Raw genomic sequence first — 19,236 nt, forward strand, 5'->3', positions numbered from 1 at the left:
TGTCTGACGTTGACAGAAAAAAATATAAATATTTCGACTAATAGCTATTCATAAATACGAGAATTGGCAACAATTTCTATAGTAAAAGGCTTTTGATCAATAGAAATATTGGAAAATTCAATTATTGAATCAATATAATAATTATTTACTATTCATCTTAAAGCCTAATTTGAAGGGATTTCACGTACTATTAATGGTTTGATACAACTATTCTCTAGGATATATTTCTACGTAAGAACAAAAAATCCGCTAAAATATTCTTCTATAGTTAAATGTCCTGAAATATCTTTAAATATTTTTTCAAACCTACTTGACACTAGCACGATTGGCTTGTATTATTTAACTTGTTGCTTAAACGACATGCGGAAGTAGTTCAGTGGTAGAACACCACCTTGCCAAGGTGGGGGTCGCGAGTTCGAACCTCGTCTTCCGCTCCATTTCTAAATTTGGCGGCCTAGCTCAGCTGGCTAGAGCGTACGGTTCATACCCGTAAGGTCGGGGGTTCGATCCCCTCGGCCGCCACCATATAGGCCCGTTGGTCAAGTGGTTAAGACACCGCCCTTTCACGGCGGTAACACGGGTTCGAATCCCGTACGGGTCATCTCAAATAGGTATCTCAGAACTAGATTCTGAGATACCTATTTTTAATTTATCCATCTATCTACTTCTTTGCAAATTCTATCCGTCCGCTTAAGTAAAGCTATGTGACAGAATATAAAAGTATGGCATACTAGTAAAAACAACGTTTTTAGGAGGTTTAATTCCCTTGAGTGCATTAACAAAAGCTGCTTTAATTTGTGGAAGTGGCTCAATGATTATTCTTATTTCAATTCTAATAAACTTACCGTTTTTTGTTCAAATAATCTTATTGCTTGGTGGACTAGCTGTGAGTGTATATGGTGTTTCTTTACTTGTCAAAATGGTTATCCATCCTGTGAAGAAAGAATCCATTGGTCTTACCGATGAAAAAACGATAACACCCACAAAAAAGAAAAAGAGACCTTCTTCTACTTTATAGGTATATTAAAAAAAGGAGTAGCTTTTAAAAAGCCACTCCCAACTCTATTTCATACACTTTTTCTACGATTAAAACAGTCAGCAAACTACCCTCTTCTAGCTCCGCGACCTCCGCGTTTTGATTCTGTAGCACGTTTAAGTGTTGCTAGACGTTCATCACTATCTTTTAAGAAGCGTGCCATTTTTTGCTCAAAATTTTCTTTTGGCTGGTGGCGTTCGTTGCGATCATTGGAACGATTATCACGACGTGGACGTGCTGGACGCTCTGGTCGCTCTGGTCTTTCAGCTTGAGGCTTTGCTTTACGGATTGAAAGACCAATCTTTCCGTCCGCTTCAACATTCATCACTTTTACTTCAACTTCATCTCCAACTTTTAGATGCTCATTGATATCTTTTACATAATTGTCAGCAACTTCACTAATGTGAACTAAGCCTGTTTTGCCATCTGGCAGCTCAACGAATGCTCCAAAATTTGTGATTCCTGTTACTTTACCTTGTACCTTGCTGCCTACTTCAATTGACATAAAAAAAATGCTCCTCCTTAAAAATTAAGCGACTCTTTTGAGCCATGTAATCAATTTAATCAAACTTTTTACTGCAATAAGCTTCTCTTTTCATTATATATAACAATAAAAGAGTGTCAACAATACATAGCTTTTCAGTCGTCTTTTTTATCTTCCTTATCTGGAATGATGAAAATAATCTCACCTTTTTCCGATAAGTAGTACTCTTTTCTTAATAGCTTTGCGATATATTCATCATCCTGCAATTGTTTGATTTTAAGATTTAATGTATCTTGTTCTTCTTTCAATTCAGTGAGATGCCGATTCGCTTCTTCTTTGGATTTCTCTTTTGCTGCTAATGTTTCATTCTGATGTGACAGCACATTTAAGAGAAGAGCAATAATAATGACTGGTACAATCGCAAAAAAGACAGTACGACGCATCTTACGTTTTCGAGCCTGTTGTTTGCGATTTATAGCTCTATCCGTGTTACGGACATAGTCATTATCAAGCTTAGTGAAGTTTTGGGATTCATCATTTGATGAATGACGTCTAGTCATGTCCGCACCTCCGATAATTATTGTTGCTTTTTATTATACTTCAAATATCGTAATTTTTTAAAAAAAGTGTAGGACAAATACGAATAAATTTTGACAAAAGGTCTTAAAACAAACATAACAATATTTATTAATAATTGCAAAATTTGTCGAATAACCGTAATTATGAAACGCACAATGAACCAAAAGGGTCTCCATGTTATATTCACCAAAATTCTAGCAACGAAACGTAAAAAGGTTTGAAAAAATGATTGATACAAAAAAATTCCGGCTATTTGCGCTAGCGGGTCGTAAGCCCGCCAAGCGCCATCTTTTAGCCAAAATAATAAATAGTATGTCAACCCTCCAAGTAGAATCCAAGTTATTAACTCAACAACCATCATCCACTTTCGAAGGCTTGACCTTTTTGGAGTTGAAAAAACAATAAGCCTTATACTATCAATTATGAAACCAACTGCTATACCGCTCAAAACCATGACAATTAATTGATAAAATTGTTCACTGACAATCATCCAAATAACTTATGAAGGAAACCTTTCGAGAAGCCACTTTCCTCCTCGTCGTACTGTAAGGTTTTTACAGTTCCTTCAAGTGTCAATAATCCTTTGTCAACATCTAAATGAACGATATGCAGTTCCTCTCCACGGATTAACAAGTGCCCTTGGGACGTCTTAATGAAAAACTCTTCCTGATCAAAGCGTTCAATTGATTTTACAGAAGTCATGTCCATTCTTTTACGATTACGAATCGTTAAAATATGCTCTCCAGATGGAATTGTGTAACGATTACTTTCTTGATGTAGCGTCATTTTTTTCCTCCTTTAGTCGTCCTAGCTTCTGTTCACTTTATGCGGACAACCTTCAAAGCATGACAACTTTATTTAAGTTGTGTCATACTTTCACCTACAAAAAGAAAGGCAGGACAACAATAGGAGGGCTAGAAAATAAATTTAGCTTTAATCCTCATCATCAATAAATTCAGGCTCAATCTTTTCAAGTCGTTCTTCTTTCAAAATGGTAAACATTTTTGCTGCATCTTCTTTTTTCACAGTATCACGTATTTCTTCTACACGTGCCGTTACTATTTTTTGACCAAAACGGATAGCAAGCTCATCACCAGCTTTCACTGTACTACTTGCTTTTGCAATCTTTTCATTGATTGTAATACGTCCTTGATCGGCCACTTCTTTGGCTAAAGTACGGCGTTTTATTAAACGGGATACTTTTAAAAACTTATCTAATCTCATAATCTTACTCCTTTTCTAGTTGCTTTGCTTCATTCCAAAATGCATCTAATTGTTCTAATGTAAAATCGGAAAATGGTTTTCCACTTGCCTTTACCTGTTGCTCAACATAGCCGAAACGTCTTGCAAATTTCTCATTTGCATGTAGCATGGCTTCTTCTGGTGATAATTTATAGAAACGTGCTAAGTTTACTAATGTGAACAATACATCGCCAAATTCATCAAGACGGGACGCATTAGAGCCTTTCGTCACCTCATGGCGAAATTCCTGCCATTCCTCGGTAAATTTATCCCATGCTCCCTCCACATCTGGCCAATCAAAGCCCACTTTTGCAGCTCTTTTTTGATAATTGTAGGCTGTCTGTAATGCCGAAGATGCTCTATATTCTTCGTCTAATAAAGGTTTGTCGCTAGTTTCTTTTTCCTCAGCTTTAATAGCCTCCCAATTAGCCACAACATCATCTGCATCTTCTACTGCAACATCCCCAAAAACGTGCGGATGGCGGCGAATCATTTTTTTACTAATCGAAGCTAACACATCTTCAAGTGTAAAATAACCTTGATCTTCTCCAATTTGTGCATGCAAAAATACTTGTAACAACACATCACCAAGTTCCTCAATCATAGCAAAATCATCCTCAGCATCGACCGCAGCCAAGTATTCATGTGCTTCCTCAAGTAAATATTTTTTCAACGACTCATGTGTTTGCTTTTGATCCCAAGGACAGCCATTTGGACCTCTCAGCGTTGCAATGATTTGACGGAATGTTGTCCAATCTCTTAATGACTCCTCCTGTGATTTTACAGGTGGTACATAGACTGTTGTTAAATTATTTACTTCTACACTTTGATCGAGTTCATAGAGTGGCACTGTGACAATCTGTTCCTGTGAAGATCCAGCCGCTGTCACAACTGTCACAGGATACTCATCATCATATTTCTCCATCAACGTTAGCTTCACTTCTGATGCACTGAATGTATCGTATACTTGAGCGATCAAGATATGCTGACGCATGTTAATGTCATGCATTGAAAAACTAGTACCATCAAGTAATTGAAAGCCTTCAATTGGATCTATTTTTAACGCACCAAAAATGGGATCTAAGAAACTCTGACCACCCTCAATGACTAGCTCAATTTTCCCTTCATTTGCGGCTGCAATAAGTAATTGCACTGTTTGCTCTGCAACTAGTGGATGCCCTGGCACAGCATACATAACATCCTCAACAGCGGTAGCTTCTATAAGTGAATCAGCTATTTCTGCATACACAGGTTGAAATGTATCGTGTTTTTCATAAACGTCGTCAAAACTTTCAAATCCCACACCCTCTGCTGCTAATTCCTCTAAAACCGGATGATCCACTGTTCGTACATATAATTTTTTAGCAGCCTTTAATTTTTTATAAACACCCATTTGCAGCTGATTAAAGTCACCTGCACCTAAACCAATAATTGTTAATGTATTCAATATTACACCTACTTCCTTGAATTTAGCCAAAGTTGGTAAACAGCCATTCTACGTCCAAACGGCAGTAAATACCATTCTTTTTCTATTAGTACTCTTTTCTTTGCAATAATTGTTAGCATAACAAACGCCCCAATAGATACTGCTGTCAAACCCGCCACCATGGCTATCATACGTGAAGACATCAAATGGTTTAACAAGGTCGATACTAGCTGTAACCATATAAGAACGACGATTGTCATACTGAAGGAGGCTATACCTACTTTTTTATAAAATGCGCCTGAAGCTAATTGAATGCCAGTCAATGTTTTTAAATAAATAATTAGCAAGGTTGCTGTTAATAATAATCCTATATCATTTGCGATGGCAGCTCCTAGTACACCTAATCCACCAATTAAACGTACATTTAATATAATTTTTATTAGAAAACCGATTATGAGAAATAAAGCTGGTTTTTTTAATTTTCCATAGCCTTGTAAGATTGCTGTAAATGTAAGGATAATCGACAAAGGGACAATTTGAAATACATAGACAATCAATACTTCCGATAAGGAATTGGTTTTAAAAAGCATTTCATTTAAATAAGGCATAACTAGCATTAAGCCTAGTGCAGCAGACCAGCCGAACAGGACGGATGCTTTGTATGTTAATTGTATGAATGGCACTGCACTACGTCCCGCTTGTTTTTTCGACAAATGGGCGACAAGTGGCACAATGGCCAACGACAATGAGGATGCAATGACAACACCTAGTTGAACTAACGGTTGTCCTCGATCATAAATACCCTTCGTTTCCTTTGCAATTGTAGGAGTCATCCCATTATCAATTAATGAAGAATAGATTGTAAATGAATCGACCAATTGATAGCCAAGGAGTAGTAGACCACTCATACTGACACTCAAGCTGAGCCAAGTGACCTCTTTAATGATAGGTAAACTTGGATTACCTTGTAGATGTTGTTTAACTTGCTGTAGACCAAATCGTTTATATGAGATATAAGCAAGTAATAGCAAGGCTGTAATTTCTCCAATTACTGTACCGATAACAGCCATTTTTCCTGCACCATAAAGAGATTTAGTCGTTGTCATAATAAGAAAGGTACCTGCTAATATGACAGTTACTCTCACTGCTTGTTCAAGTACTTGGGCATAAGCAATAGGCTCCATAATTGCTCTAGATTGAAAGCTACCTTTTAAAATAGCCAGCGCCGGCATAACCAATACTACTAAGGAGCCTGTACGAATAAGTGGTGCTAATTGAATATCTCCCATTAAATGGGCAATCTTTTCAGCACCTCCAAATAAAATGGCAAAAAACAGTAGTGATAATACCGTTAAATACCTGAAAACTACCTGTGTTATAGTGCGACGTCTTTCATCACGTTCTATTGTATCAACAATACAATCATTGTCTGCAAGCATTTTAGAAATGGCTATAGCAAAGCCACTAGATGTCCAAACAACGAAGATTGAAATAACTGGATATACCTGTTGATAGATATAAAAGCCTTCATCACCTACTAGATTTTGAAAAGGCACACGGTAAATGGCACTAAGAACTTTTACAATAAGGGCTGCTATCGTCAATAAGGCGGCACCCTTCATGTAGCTTTTCATACCAAAACGTTGCGACATAAATTGCCCTCTTTCCTTCTTAACAATGCCAATAGTATAGCATATCTCAAAAGTTTGACGTGCAAGGTGGCACTACTGTTCCTATAATGATTCATCCTTATGTACGCAAAAAAGTTATTGTTCAGCCTTAAAGGTCATCGCAATAACTTTTACATGCATTAACTATTCATTTGTTTTGCTAAGAAGTTTGCAGCTGTTTCCACTACTTTGACTTCTACCTCACCAACAAAGTGTACTTTAGACAAGACGATAATACAGCCTATTGGGTCACCATTCACCATAATAGGTGTCGCACAATATGATTTTACTTGCTCATATTGTCCAGGGACAATTTCAATCGTTGTCTCCATTTTTTCTATTTTTGTGGAGCGTTCGTCCATAAAGCTTTCCGCAAAGGACGTAATGCGACGATTTATATATTCCTTTTTCCCTATCCCTGCAACAGCGATTACTTCATCACGGTCAGTGACAAATGCTGGTGTGCCCATCGTTTCATAAAGTGTTTCAACATATTCTCTTGCAAATTCCCCCAAATCATTGATGGGAGAATATTTCTTTAAAATGACTTCGCCTTCACGGTCCGTATAAATTTCAAGCGGGTCGCCTTCACGAATACGTAGCGTCCTACGAATTTCTTTTGGAATAACTACACGCCCTAAATCATCAATACGACGAACAATTCCTGTTGCCTTCATTCTAATGCCTCGCTTTCGCTACAATGAAATTTTAATTCAATGATAGTATGGTTTTTATTTGAGCAATCTATGCAAAAACTGAAGAAAAAGGATTTCACAACCATCAATCAATTTTTTTCAAAAAACGGTATTACATCAATCAACTCTTTATTAGATTACCCAAGGAATAAGTTTCTATAATTAATTCATAAAAAATATTGGAAAAAATCAATTATTCCTGTGAGCAAATATGTTAGAGATGATGATTACTGAAGCAACATGAAAAAGGCTAATCTTATCTTTTACGGTAAAAGATATGATTAGCCTCTTAACTACTATGGCTGCTTTTTTGCTTTATCAATAATTTGCATTAGCTCTTCCAACATATCAAAGGGTTGATATTTCCCACTCTTGCGTTCATCTATTGTTAATTTTAACTGCATGCCATCCATACCAAAACCAACAGCACGCTCGAATTTCATCGATTCTTCAATAATCTTACTGCCATCGACACTTGCCGTCCCTTGTTCTGACAATAGTATTGTAATAAGTTTTTGCTTCTCCTTTACAGATACTACTCCCGCACCTAAGCCCCAAACTTTCATTCGTGCTATTCGAAGTAAACGCTCTGTTTCAATTGGAAGATCGCCAAATCGATCCTCTAATTCCTCCATGATTTCGTCATACTCCTCCACCTGATCCATGGCTTTAATTCGTTTATACATCTGGATCTTTTGATAACCATCTGGAATGTAAGCGTCTGGAATATAAGCATCAATACTCAGCAAAATTTCTATATCTGGCTTTTCTTCTTTTTTCACGCCCGTTTGACGTTCCGCGATGGCATCCTGAAGCATTTGTGAATATAAATCAAAGCCAACTGAATCAATAAAGCCATGTTGCTGCGCTCCAAGTAAGTTTCCTGCGCCCCGAATAGATAAATCTCGCATCGCAATTTTAAAGCCTGAGCCAAGCTCTGTAAATTCTTTAATTGCTTGTAAACGTTGCTCCGCTACATCTGTCAGAACTTTGTCGCGTTGGTACATAAAATATGCATAAGCTACTCTGTTAGAACGTCCAACGCGCCCGCGTAATTGGTAGAGCTGTGCTAAGCCCATGCGATCAGCATCATGGACTATTAATGTATTTACATTCGGTATATCGACACCAGTCTCGATAATCGTTGTTGTAACAAGCACATCATAATCGCCCTCTAAAAAGGCTAAAATTACGGATTCTAGCTCTGACTCAGTCATTTTTCCATGAGCAAAGCCTATACGTGCTTCAGGGACCAGCACTTGAATCTCCTCAACCCTTCGAGCCATATCCTCTACCCGATTATATAAATAAAATACTTGTCCGCCACGTGCCATTTCCCTCTCAATAGCTTCTCGTACTAATGCCCCGCTGTGCTCCATCACATATGTTTGAACTGGGAAACGATTAGCAGGAGGCGTCTCAATAACAGATAAATCTCGGACCCCTACCATGGACATATGAAGTGTCCTTGGGATAGGTGTAGCTGTTAAAGTTAAGACATCGACATTTGTCTTTAACTGCTTAATTTTTTCCTTATGCGTCACACCAAAGCGTTGCTCTTCATCCACAATTAACAGGCCAAGGTCTTGGAAAATTAAATCTTTAGATAAAATACGGTGTGTTCCAATAACTATATCGACTCGGCCTTCTTTTAAGCCTTTTAATGTGGCTGTTTGCTCTTTTTTCGAACGGAAGCGAGATAACAATCCAACATTAATGGCGAAATCCTGAAAGCGCTCACGAATTGTCTCATAGTGTTGCTGAGCCAAGATAGTAGTAGGGACAAGGAATGCCACTTGCTTTCCATCTTGAATAGCCTTAAATGCGGCACGAATGGCTACCTCTGTTTTACCATAGCCTACATCGCCACAGACTAAACGATCCATAGGGCGTTCACGTTCCATATCTCGTTTTACTTCAACAATTGAACGTAGCTGATCCTCTGTTTCCTCATAAGGGAACATCGCTTCAAAATTACGTTGGTCGTCGTTATCAGGTGTAAAAGCATGACCTTTCTCTGCTTCACGCTTTGCATACAGCTTTATTAAATCATCTGCAATATCCTGTACAGCAGAGGATACCTTCGCTTTAGCCTTTTTCCACTCTGCTCCACCTAATTTATGTAGCTTTGGTTCACGATCCTCTGACGCCACATATTTTTGGATTAAGTCTATTTGCTCTACAGGGACATATAATTTATCGTCTGCACGATATCGAATATGCAGGTAATCCTTATGTGTACCATTAACCTCTAATGTCTCTACACCAATATATTTACCAATCCCATGATGAACATGTACAACATAATCACCTGGCTTAATTTCCGTATAACTTTTAATACGTTCAGCATTGGTCATTTTTTGTGTGCGTGCTTTTTTCTTTGCCTGCTGTTTAAAGAGCTCATCTTCTGTTACAATTGCTAAACGCTGTAGGGGCAATTCAAAGCCACTCGACAAGCCACCATCTACAATATAAATACCAGGTTCTGTTGGCTCACCTATCGCTGTATGAATATCGTATTCTTCAAGCATTTGCTGAACCCTTTTTACTCGTTCTTTATCCCTTGCTATGATTAGAACTGTAAATTTGCCAAGTAACCAGCGTTCAACCTCACTTTGAAGCAAGGACATTTGTCCATGAAATTGCTGCATTGGTTTGCAAGAAAAGTTAGTTGTTTTATTAAACGTAATCCCTGCAAATGTTCGCGAAAATAATGAAAATGAAAGCTTTTGTTGTGACAACATCGCCAATATTTCTTTTAATGAGAAGGCGGGTTTGACATCATGAACCATTTTTCCCTCTTCGATTAAAGATAAAAACCATTCATCTTCTTCACGTTCCCATGCATCCATTACCTCTTGAATACGTCCAAGCTCGTCAAAAAGTACAATACCATCATGTTCAAAGTAATCTCCCAAAAAGGCTGTTTTATCGTATAATAATGAGCCATATTTGTTTACATAATCAGGTAAATTTCCTTGCTGTAGCAACTCAATATCATATTGAATATGCTGATACAGAAGTTCTTTTGTCTCCTGCTTTTTCACCTTCTTTAGGCTGGCTGCTAATGCCACTTCTAAACGGTCTGCTAATGCCTGTCTTTCTGATTTCGTAAGAATGACCTCGGAAGCAGGAAGAATACGAATTTTTTGTAATTTATCAATAGAACGTTGGTCATCTGCTGAAAATGTTCGTATGGAATCAACCTCTGTATCAAATAATTCAATACGAATTGGTGATTCTAAATAAGGTGGATAAATATCTAAAATTCCCCCACGTAATGCGAACTCTCCAGGTGATGTCACCATTGAATTCCGTACATAGCCCATCTCAACTAACGTTTGCAACCATTTATCAATTTCAACATCTTCGCCTAATGCAGTTTGTAAAAAATAATGTAGCCAGTGTTCTTTTGGTTGCATTATTTTACGTAGACCAGCCACAGGTATTACATATACGGCTTTCTCCCCTCTAGCTAAGCAATCGAGCGTCGCGATTCGCTCCGCGCGAAGTTCTGGTGAAGCCACAGAAAGATCAGCTGCAATAAATTCATCCGCAGGGTAATAGTGAACATGTTCCTCGCCTAATAGTCCAGCAAGCTCATCCACCATTTTTTGTGCCTGCAATAGATTAGGAGAGATAATGTAGATTGGCTTCTTTACATATTCAAATAACACATCAACCATTACTGGGCGTGCGCTTCCTGTTAAACCTGTTATAAGCTGTGATGCAGTTTGACCGCTCTGAATTTCCTTTAAAAATGATGTAATATGTTTATCTTGCGACACAAGCTGTCGTAAAACCTCCACAGTCAAAAGCTCCTTTCAGCATAAATTCTATATTTTTATTTCTATTATTCTAGTGTTATTTTACATATCTCTATTAATGGCTGTTTTATGAAATGGAAAAAGCCTTGAACACACATAAGTGTGTCAAAGCATCCTTCCAATTATTGAATCCATTTATTGAGTGCGTGATAATCTGGATATTGTCTCAGCGAATCCTCACATTGCTCACAAATGCAGTGCACAGTCGTTTGACCATGTTGATCTTTCTCAACATAATCATCCGCTTCTCCCAATTCGAAAATATGCAACTTTCGAATTGTATCATCTGCATCAAATGGTAGTGTCCCTATTTCTACTTCACAATGCCGACATCGATAGCGAACTGACATCTCCAAATCATCCTCCTTTAAGCAACTTTCTACTTAAAGTATAGACATTTATAAAAAGGATTATGCACTTTTCACTGTCATCCTCATTGCAATAACGTAAAAATTAGAGAATTAATTTTTACCTGTAGCTAAGACTATTCACTACAAGTATTAGCTGTAATAATAGTGTAAGGCAGCTCATTACTCACCTTACACCATGCCAATTATCCAAAAACTTTAACAGAAATTTTATTACTTCCATCTATTTGCTTGCGTTAAAGTGATTCATCACATCAAGAAACGGCTTTGAAAGAGATGCTTCAACAGCGTTTACAGAATTTACAATGGCGTCTTGCATAAGAACTTGGTCTTCCTTCGAAAATTTAGCTAACACATAGTCTGCTACCTTCATGCCCGCTGGTGGACGATTAATGCCCACTCGAATACGATTAAATTCCTGAGTGCCTAAATGTTGAATTAATGATTTAATGCCGTTATGACCACCTGCACTCCCTTTTTGTCGCAGACGTAATTTACCTGTCTCTAAATCCAAGTCATCATAAATGACAATTAAGTCTTCTACCTCTATGTCAAAATAGTCCATTAGGGGACCAACACATTCCCCTGATAAATTCATATATGTTAATGGTTTAACAAGTAGAACCTTTCCTTCTGGTCGATGTACAGTTGTGTACATCCCGTTAAATTTTGAATTTGTTAAAGGTGTTCCCCATTTTTCTGCTAACGCATCAATAACATCAAAGCCGATATTATGTCTTGTATGCTCATAAGGTTTACCTGGGTTTCCTAAACCAACGATAATTTTCATAAGTACCTCTCTTCTTTCAAATCTAATAGTCATTATTTTACCATATAGCACGCCTAGAAAGCATTTTGTACAATTGTTAAAAGGCATAAAAAATAAGGCTAACAAGAAAGCTATAGCCTTCTTATTAGCCTTAAGCGTATTTACTTTTATACTGACTCTTGCCCTTCTTCATTTTCTGTAGTCTCTTCCTCTACAGAAACAGGCGCCACAATGGTTACTAACATATAATCATCTTCACTAATAATTTCAACAGGTGTAGCATCGCGAATATCTGCTACTGTTAGGGATTCCCCAATTTTCAACGATGAAATGTCCACATCAATTGATTCGGGTAACTCTGTTGGCTTTACTTTAACTTTTAATTCTAAGTTAGGCTGCATTAAAATACCGCCCTCACTCACACCAACTGACTGTCCAAGTAATTTAATCGGGACATCAGCTTCTAGCTCTTCCGCCATATTAATGGCTAAAAAGTCAATATGATTTACTTCATCTTTCAATGAACATTGCTGAATCTCCGACACAACAGCATTCACCTTTTTCCCCTCTAACTCTAGCGAAAACACACTATTTTGCCCATTTTTTTGAATGGACTTTTTAAAATCTTTTGCAGCAATAGAAATTGGGGTTGAATCTACTTTGTAGCCGTAAATAACTGCAGGAATGGCTCCCCCTTTTCTAAGTTGGGTTAATGTTGAACGATGCCCAGTTTCGCGCTTTGTAACACTTAATACTGTACTCATACTTCTTTATTCCCCTTCCAAGAAAATTATTTACGCCTCAACAATAATTCGTTGTAGGCTATGATAATACTTAGCTCTATTTGTTTAAGGTAGAGTAAATATTATTAAGACACATTATTATTATACCCCTTTGTGAGAAGGCTCACACATAAAACACTCATCTATTTCTTCGTCTTGATGAAATAGTGTCCAATTTATATAGAAAAGACCAATCTTCTCAAAGAGTAGATTGGTCTTATACTTACAATATTTATTAATCAAATAGAGTACTTACAGATTTATTTTCATAAACGCGAGAGATAGCATCCGCCATTAATTTAGCTACAGAAAGCTCTGTAATTTTTGGAGATTTTTTCTCGTCTGAAAGCTGAATTGTATTTGTCACCACTAATTCTTTAATAGCAGAGTTTTCAATACGTTCAATTGCTGGACCAGATAATACAGGGTGTGAACAGCAAGCGTAAACTTCTTTTGCACCAGCAGCACGTAACGCATCTGCCCCAATTGTAATTGTACCTGCTGTATCAATAATATCATCAATCAAGATTGCCACTTTACCATCAACATTACCAACAATGTTCATCACTTCCGCAACGTTTGGTTTCGGACGACGTTTGTCAATAATTGCAATCGGTGCTTTTAATCGTTCAGCCATTTTGCGAGCACGTGTTACCCCACCATGATCTGGTGAAACAATAACGATCTCATCTCCTGGAATACCTTTAGATTTGAAGTAATCAGATAGTAATGGTACTGCCATTAAGTGGTCGATTAGGATATCGAAGAACCCTTGGATTTGAGGTGCGTGTAAATCTAATACGATAACACGTGTTGCACCAGCAGTTTCAAGTAGGTTTGCCACTAATTTAGCTGTAATTGGCTCGCGCGCTTTTGCTTTACGATCTTGGCGTGCATAACCATAATAAGGCATTACAACGTTTACTGTACGAGCAGATGCACGTTTAACTGCATCTACCATAATTAAAAGCTCCATTAAATGTTCGTTTACAGGTGCAGAAGTAGACTGCACGATAAACACATCACAACCTCGAATACTTTCTTCAATGCTAATTTGAATCTCTCCATCACTGAAGTGCTTAACAGAAGATTTACCTAATTCTACGCCCATTTCCTGCGCAATTTCTTGAGCTAATGGATTATTAGAGTTAAGTGAAAATATTTTTAATTGTGAGTTTGCATAATGATACGGCATGATGGCCTCCTGTTTAGTTGATAATTATTTTGAATTTAATTTGCTTACATAATTCGGTTTGTTTTCTTGTCTTGCACGAGCTATGGCAAGTGCATCTTCAGGAACTTCTTTTGTAATTGTAGAACCTGCTGCAATAAATGAACCTTTTCCAACTTTCACTGGCGCTACTAAGTTAGTATTACATCCTACAAATACATCATCTTCAATAATTGTTTTGAACTTGTTTTTTCCATCATAGTTTACTGTAATGGAACCACAACCAATATTGACGTTACTACCGATCTCAGCATCGCCAATATAACTTAAATGTGAAACTTTCGAGCCATTATCTAGCTTGCTTTTCTTCACTTCTACAAAGTTACCAATTTTGACATGACTACCGATGTCTGAAAGTGGTCGAATATGAGCAAATGGCCCAATAGCAGTATCCTCTGCAATAGCGCTTTCACGGACAACTGAAGAATGTATAGTTGTACGATCACCAACGCGGCTATCTATGATTTGAGTGTTTGGCCCGATAATGCAATCTTCACCGATCACAGTAGCACCTTCAATCATTGAGCCAGGTTGAATCACCGTATCACGCCCAATAACTGCATCTGCACTAATATGCGTTGTTTCAGGATGGATAATTGTTACACCATTCCGCATATGCTTTTCGTTGATTCTTGTACGCATTAATGTCTCGGCTTGTGATAAAGCCACGCGATCGTTAACACCTAGTGTTTCTTCAAAATCATCAGTGACATATGCTTCAACAATATCACCTTGCTTTTGTAAAATTTCAATGACATCTGGTAAATAGTATTCACCTTGAGCATTATCATTTTTCACAAGCTTCAATGTTTCAAATAATAATTTGTTATCAAAGCAATATGTGCCTGTGTTTATTTCTTTTACTAATTGCTGCTCTGCTGAAGCATCCTTTTGTTCAACAATTTGCTCCACCTGTCCGTTACTGCCACGTAATATACGGCCATAGCCAGTTGGATTTTCAGCAATTGCAGTTAAAATAGTTGCTTTAGCATTCTTTGCTTGATGATGTTCGAATAGAGCTTGCATCGTTTCAGGACGAATTAGTGGTGTATCTCCACATACAACTAATGTTGTACCTTCTTCATTACCTAAAATGGCCTCTGCTTGTTGCACAGCGTGCGCTGTACCTAGTTGTTCAGCCTGCAGCACATACTCACTTTTATCACCAAGCTGTTGTTGCACTTTTTCAGCACCATGTCCGACAACCGTTACAATGCGATTCACATCTAACGTCTGAATATGATCCACCACATGTTGTACCATTGGTTTCCCACATACTGGATGGAGCACTTTATATAATTTGGACTTCATACGTGTACCTTGACCTGCAGCCAAAATGACAGCAAAAATATTGCTCATCTGTAAGTCCTCCAATACGCTCATTTTCTCTTATGACTATATAGCAAAATTCATCTATTTTCAAGGCATGTAGAGTTGACAAAAACATGAATTCCTAAATCCAATGCACCTTATGCTCGAATGTCATGAAGTATATCCTGAAATTGCTCATATTATCTTTTTATCAAAATAAAAAGAACCCTTCCAACTAGAAGAGTTCTTCCTATCTTTTTTACCGTAAGTTTGTAACATATCCTTAAAAAGTAAGTTATTTACTATTTATTACACACCGATTCCCTCTAATTCTTCTTCTTTACCAGCTTCCTCTATTTCACTAGAGTTATGATACTCGTTTAAAATGATCTCCTGAATTTTATTTCGAGTATCAGAATTAATTGGATGAGCAATATCTCTAAATTCCCCATCTGGTGTTCGTTTACTAGGCATAGCTACAAATAAACCAGTATTTCCATCAATGACACGAATATCGTGAACAACAAACTCATTATCAAGTGTAATGGAAGCAATCGCACGCATGCGACCATCCGTCTGTACCCGACGTAATCTCACATCAGTAACTTCCATTTTCTCACCACCTCTCTTCTTGGATGCCTAAATGAAAATATTATATTCTCAATTACCGAATATTTTCCTTTTCATAGTCTATCAAATTTTCTAAAAAATTTGAATACTTATTAGAATAATATTTTTTCTTATATACGTAATTTTTGACAATTGTTTGTCGGCGTAAAAAAACCCACTAAAAAGAATAAAGATTCTCTTTAGTGAGCTTAATAAGTTTTATTTATTTTACGATTGCGATTACTTCGATTTCTACTTTTACATCTTTCGGAAGACGGGCTACCTCTACAGCTGAACGAGCTGGTTTATGATCACCGAAATGATTTGCATAAACTTCATTCATCGCTACAAAGTCATTCATATCTTTCATAAAGACCGTTGTTTTTACAACATTATCTAAAGAAGTTCCAGCTTCCGCTAAAACAGCTTTTAAATTAGCAAATACTTGATTTGTTTGTACAGTTATATCGCCTTCCACTAAATCACCTGTAGCTGTTAATGGAATTTGACCAGAGCTATAAAACATTCCGTTAACAATAATACCTTGTGAATATGGTCCGATTGCTGCTGGTGCATTTGTTGTTGCTACTACTTTCATTTGTCATGTCCCCTTTTAGAAAAATAGTTACCTTCACTTAATGCAATTGTTCGATCTTTTTCATTAACTTCATGAAGCTTTACAAGTGAATAATAATCATCTACTAATGTTTCGTCCGCATGCTCAGCCTCCACAAGCACTGCAATGCCTGCTAACTGACAGTCAAACTCTTCTAAGAGATTTTTCATGCCATTCATAGTACCGCCGACCTTCATAAAGTCGTCAGTAATTAATACACGTTGTCCACTCTTCATGCTTCTTTTTGATAATACCATTGTCTGAATTCTTCTGGAAGAACCAGATACATAGTTAATGCTTACTGTAGAACCTTCTGTTACTTTACTATCTCTTCTCACAACAACCACTGGTACATTTAAATGTCTTGCAATGGCATGAGCGATGGATATCCCTTTAGTTGCTACTGTCATTATGACATCGATTTGTTGATCTGCAAAGGCCGAAGCAAAGACCTTTCCTACACGATTAATTAAATCTGGGTTTCCAAGCAAGTCCGTCATAAATAAGTAACCACCTGGTAACAATCGATCTGAATGTTCTAGCTCTGCTTTTAAATCTTGAATCACTAAACGTACTTCAGCCTCGGACATTTTCGGAATATACTTTACTCCTCCTGCAGCACCCGGCACTGTCATCAATAACCCGATTCCTTTTTCTTCGAATGTTTCTTTTACAATCGTTAAATCTTCACTAATGGATGACTTAGCAGATTGATATAGTTCTGAAAAATAAGTTAGCGGGATCAGCTGATGTGGATGTTCTAGTAAGTAGTACGTCATATCAACTAGTCGTTCACTACGCTTCCATTTCATGCGACCCTCTCCTAAACACGAATATTTATAGGTAAAATTAACACAAATTTGCGTTTCTAAGCAAGCGTATTTCGCTCACCCAAAATTCGTACTGCATAAACTTCCTCACAAAAACCACGTAAACCATTATAAATGCGACTTACACGAGCTTCACTATCCACTAGCCCAAATACAGTTGGACCGCTTCCACTCATTAGCGTGGCATCTGCCCCAAAGCGCTTCATTTGTTCCTTTAACATCACAACTTCTGGGTGTAGCTTAAATGTTACAGTTTCCAAAACATTTCCTAATGAAGAACATAATAGCTCATAATCTTTTGTCTCTATAGCTTGTATCATCTGCTGTGTATTGGGGTGTTGCAGTCCTTCAACCTTAAGACCCCCATAAACTTCTGCTGTCGACACACCAATTTTAGGCTTAGCTAGTACAACCCAACAATTAGGTGGAGCTGGTAATTCCTTTATTTTTTCGCCTCGTCCTGTAGCGAGTGCCGTGCCTCCGTAAACACAAAACGAAACATCCGAACCAATTTTAGCACCAAGTTCCGCTAATTCATCTATTGATAAACCTAAATCCCACAGTTCATTTAGCCCTTTTAATGTTGCAGCTGCATCACTACTACCTCCTGCGAGTCCTGCTGCTATAGGGATTTCCTTTTCAATCGTAATGGATACACCTTGTCTAATGCCATATGTATCTTTAATGAGACGCGCTGCCTGATAAGCAAAATTACGATGGTCATTTGGTACAAAATTATCTGTTGAAATTATTTGAATAACACCATCTTCTCGAGATTCAAGACTGATACGATCAGCTAAATCGACTGTTGTCATAACCATCTCCACTTCGTGAAAATTATCCGGTCTTTTATAAAGTACATCTAATGTTAAATTGATTTTTGCAGGCGCCTTTACATAAAGCATCTTTCTTCCTCCTTATAGCTACACGTATAAACAGTTCTTTTTTTCGCGCAAGATTATTCATTTTATTTTACCATATTGAGAATACGAAAATGGAAAAAAAGAACCGTTTACCCTATTCGGAGTAACGGCTCTCTCTCGTCAGTTGTATTTGTTGTGTCAGTAAGGATTTTCATCCCTGCTGAATGAAACTTTATAAGATGACTATTTTAGCAAAAACAGTCTACTTACGCTCTTGCTCACTACTTGCCCGTTCTGCCATTTCTATGGCACGTTTGACCATATTACCAGCATCACGAGCTTTTATGCCGCCCCAGCCTTCCTTTTGCACAACATCATAAAATCCAAGTTCTTTTGCGATCTCTTCTTTTAAACGAGGTGACATGATACCTTTTCTAGGCATATAAACTCCTCCTTTAACAACTGACGAATTTAGTATGCCCGTGAAAACGCAAAACACTCATGTATTTTTACATATACATGAGTGTTTCTAAAATATAGAAATAAGTACTAGAAACTATTTTGCGACAGCAGCCTTTGCTTCGTCTAAAAATGTAATCTCTACTGCTTCAGTTAAAATATCTGTGTAGCTATACGATACGCGCTTGCACGTATTGTCTTCTTGATCGAGCTCTACTACAAAGATGGCGCGATATGTCTCACGTAGTATCCCTGCACACTCAACCGTTTTCTTGCGACCACCGTTTGCTTTTAATTGCAAACGTTTACCCAAATGACAATCCAACGACTTTTTAATGTCCGCTAAAGTTTTTGGCATTTTCGCTTACACCTCACTAATAACAAGTATAAGCTAATGTCCCAAAAATGTCAACAAAATATAATATTTTATCAGCCTCTT

The 19,236-nt window shown here is 37.5% G+C and carries 21 protein-coding genes and 3 tRNA genes; 4 read left to right on the forward strand and 20 right to left on the reverse strand.

Annotation, left to right across the window (positions count from 1 at the left end; translation table 11 throughout):
- The first annotated feature begins 362 nt into the window (after positions 1-362).
- The 4 genes from AAJG31_RS13020 to AAJG31_RS13035 all read left to right on the forward strand — a co-directional run bounded on the left by AAJG31_RS13020 (position 363) and on the right by AAJG31_RS13035 (position 1,018).
- A tRNA-Gly gene (locus tag AAJG31_RS13020) sits at positions 363-437 on the forward strand.
- Positions 438-448: 11 nt separating this feature from the next.
- Positions 449-525: transfer RNA gene (locus AAJG31_RS13025), tRNA-Met, on the forward strand.
- A 4-nt stretch (positions 526-529) separates the two neighbouring features.
- A tRNA-Glu gene (locus tag AAJG31_RS13030) sits at positions 530-601 on the forward strand.
- A 165-nt stretch (positions 602-766) separates the two neighbouring features.
- On the forward strand, positions 767-1,018 hold the full coding sequence (locus tag AAJG31_RS13035; protein ID WP_103117253.1) for a hypothetical protein: 252 nt from the start codon (positions 767-769) through the stop codon (positions 1,016-1,018).
- A gap of 85 nt (positions 1,019-1,103) precedes the next feature.
- Here the strand turns inward: AAJG31_RS13035 and AAJG31_RS13040 are convergent, their stop codons facing one another.
- The 20 genes from AAJG31_RS13040 to AAJG31_RS13135 form a co-directional block, all read right to left on the reverse strand.
- Complete coding sequence (locus AAJG31_RS13040) at positions 1,104-1,541, reverse strand: S1 domain-containing RNA-binding protein (RefSeq protein ID WP_048395331.1); 438 nt, start codon at positions 1,539-1,541, stop codon at positions 1,104-1,106.
- A 134-nt stretch (positions 1,542-1,675) separates the two neighbouring features.
- Positions 1,676-2,080 carry a septum formation initiator family protein gene (locus AAJG31_RS13045; RefSeq protein WP_279493582.1) on the reverse strand — a complete coding sequence of 135 codons (405 nt, stop codon included), beginning with the start codon at positions 2,078-2,080 and terminating at the stop codon, positions 1,676-1,678.
- A gap of 17 nt (positions 2,081-2,097) precedes the next feature.
- Positions 2,098-2,589, reverse strand: a complete 492-nt coding sequence (gene yabQ / locus AAJG31_RS13050; RefSeq protein ID WP_279493581.1) for a spore cortex biosynthesis protein YabQ — start codon at positions 2,587-2,589, stop codon at positions 2,098-2,100.
- Positions 2,586-2,885, reverse strand: coding sequence for a sporulation protein YabP (yabP, locus tag AAJG31_RS13055; protein WP_004229167.1), 300 nt, complete (start codon positions 2,883-2,885; stop codon positions 2,586-2,588). Before yabP ends, yabQ begins: the two co-directional genes overlap by 4 nt.
- Positions 2,886-3,032: 147 nt before the next feature.
- Positions 3,033-3,323 (reverse strand): RNA-binding S4 domain-containing protein, encoded by a 291-nt coding sequence (locus tag AAJG31_RS13060; protein ID WP_048395337.1) that lies wholly within the window; start codon positions 3,321-3,323, stop codon positions 3,033-3,035.
- Between the two features lie 4 nt (positions 3,324-3,327).
- Positions 3,328-4,788: a nucleoside triphosphate pyrophosphohydrolase gene (gene mazG, locus AAJG31_RS13065; RefSeq protein ID WP_054548592.1), complete on the reverse strand. Its 1,461-nt coding sequence runs from the start codon at positions 4,786-4,788 to the stop codon at positions 3,328-3,330.
- Positions 4,789-4,796: 8 nt separating this feature from the next.
- On the reverse strand, positions 4,797-6,419 hold the full coding sequence (locus tag AAJG31_RS13070) for a polysaccharide biosynthesis protein (RefSeq protein WP_279493578.1): 1,623 nt from the start codon (positions 6,417-6,419) through the stop codon (positions 4,797-4,799).
- Between the two features lie 158 nt (positions 6,420-6,577).
- Positions 6,578-7,114: a stage V sporulation protein T gene (gene spoVT / locus AAJG31_RS13075; protein WP_004229174.1), complete on the reverse strand. Its 537-nt coding sequence runs from the start codon at positions 7,112-7,114 to the stop codon at positions 6,578-6,580.
- A gap of 314 nt (positions 7,115-7,428) precedes the next feature.
- Complete coding sequence (gene mfd, locus AAJG31_RS13080; protein ID WP_279493577.1) at positions 7,429-10,941, reverse strand: transcription-repair coupling factor; 3,513 nt, start codon at positions 10,939-10,941, stop codon at positions 7,429-7,431.
- Between the two features lie 140 nt (positions 10,942-11,081).
- Entirely contained in the window at positions 11,082-11,309 is a 228-nt protein-coding gene (locus tag AAJG31_RS13085) for an anti-sigma-F factor Fin (RefSeq protein ID WP_016993788.1), read from the reverse strand.
- Positions 11,310-11,550: 241 nt separating this feature from the next.
- Positions 11,551-12,117 (reverse strand): aminoacyl-tRNA hydrolase, encoded by a 567-nt coding sequence (gene pth / locus AAJG31_RS13090; protein WP_016993791.1) that lies wholly within the window; start codon positions 12,115-12,117, stop codon positions 11,551-11,553.
- Between the two features lie 146 nt (positions 12,118-12,263).
- Positions 12,264-12,860: a 50S ribosomal protein L25/general stress protein Ctc gene (locus AAJG31_RS13095; RefSeq protein ID WP_066038161.1), complete on the reverse strand. Its 597-nt coding sequence runs from the start codon at positions 12,858-12,860 to the stop codon at positions 12,264-12,266.
- Between the two features lie 253 nt (positions 12,861-13,113).
- A complete protein-coding gene (locus AAJG31_RS13100) occupies positions 13,114-14,073 on the reverse strand; it encodes a ribose-phosphate diphosphokinase (protein ID WP_004229183.1) in 960 nt (319 codons plus the stop codon).
- 24 nt (positions 14,074-14,097) lie between these two features.
- Positions 14,098-15,468, reverse strand: coding sequence for a bifunctional UDP-N-acetylglucosamine diphosphorylase/glucosamine-1-phosphate N-acetyltransferase GlmU (glmU, locus tag AAJG31_RS13105; protein ID WP_103117249.1), 1,371 nt, complete (start codon positions 15,466-15,468; stop codon positions 14,098-14,100).
- 261 nt (positions 15,469-15,729) lie between these two features.
- A complete protein-coding gene (gene spoVG / locus AAJG31_RS13110) occupies positions 15,730-16,032 on the reverse strand; it encodes a septation regulator SpoVG (protein ID WP_048395448.1) in 303 nt (100 codons plus the stop codon).
- Positions 16,033-16,252: 220 nt separating this feature from the next.
- Positions 16,253-16,627, reverse strand: coding sequence for a RidA family protein (locus AAJG31_RS13115; protein ID WP_004229189.1), 375 nt, complete (start codon positions 16,625-16,627; stop codon positions 16,253-16,255).
- Positions 16,624-17,457, reverse strand: coding sequence for a pur operon repressor (gene purR, locus AAJG31_RS13120; protein WP_004229190.1), 834 nt, complete (start codon positions 17,455-17,457; stop codon positions 16,624-16,626). The genes AAJG31_RS13115 and purR overlap by 4 nt, the downstream gene beginning before the upstream one ends.
- A 56-nt stretch (positions 17,458-17,513) precedes the next feature.
- The gene (ispE, locus tag AAJG31_RS13125; RefSeq protein WP_048395447.1) at positions 17,514-18,380 is read right to left on the reverse strand and encodes a 4-(cytidine 5'-diphospho)-2-C-methyl-D-erythritol kinase; all 867 of its coding nucleotides are present in this window, start codon (positions 18,378-18,380) and stop codon (positions 17,514-17,516) included.
- A 220-nt stretch (positions 18,381-18,600) separates the two neighbouring features.
- Positions 18,601-18,780, reverse strand: coding sequence for a small, acid-soluble spore protein, alpha/beta type (locus AAJG31_RS13130; protein ID WP_004229193.1), 180 nt, complete (start codon positions 18,778-18,780; stop codon positions 18,601-18,603).
- A gap of 114 nt (positions 18,781-18,894) precedes the next feature.
- The gene (locus AAJG31_RS13135; RefSeq protein WP_004229199.1) at positions 18,895-19,155 is read right to left on the reverse strand and encodes a Veg family protein; all 261 of its coding nucleotides are present in this window, start codon (positions 19,153-19,155) and stop codon (positions 18,895-18,897) included.
- Between the last annotated feature and the right edge of the window lie 81 nt (positions 19,156-19,236).

Source organism: Lysinibacillus sp. BS3 (assembly GCF_039614735.1).
Taxonomy (GTDB): Bacteria; Bacillota; Bacilli; order Bacillales_A; family Planococcaceae; genus Lysinibacillus; species Lysinibacillus capsici.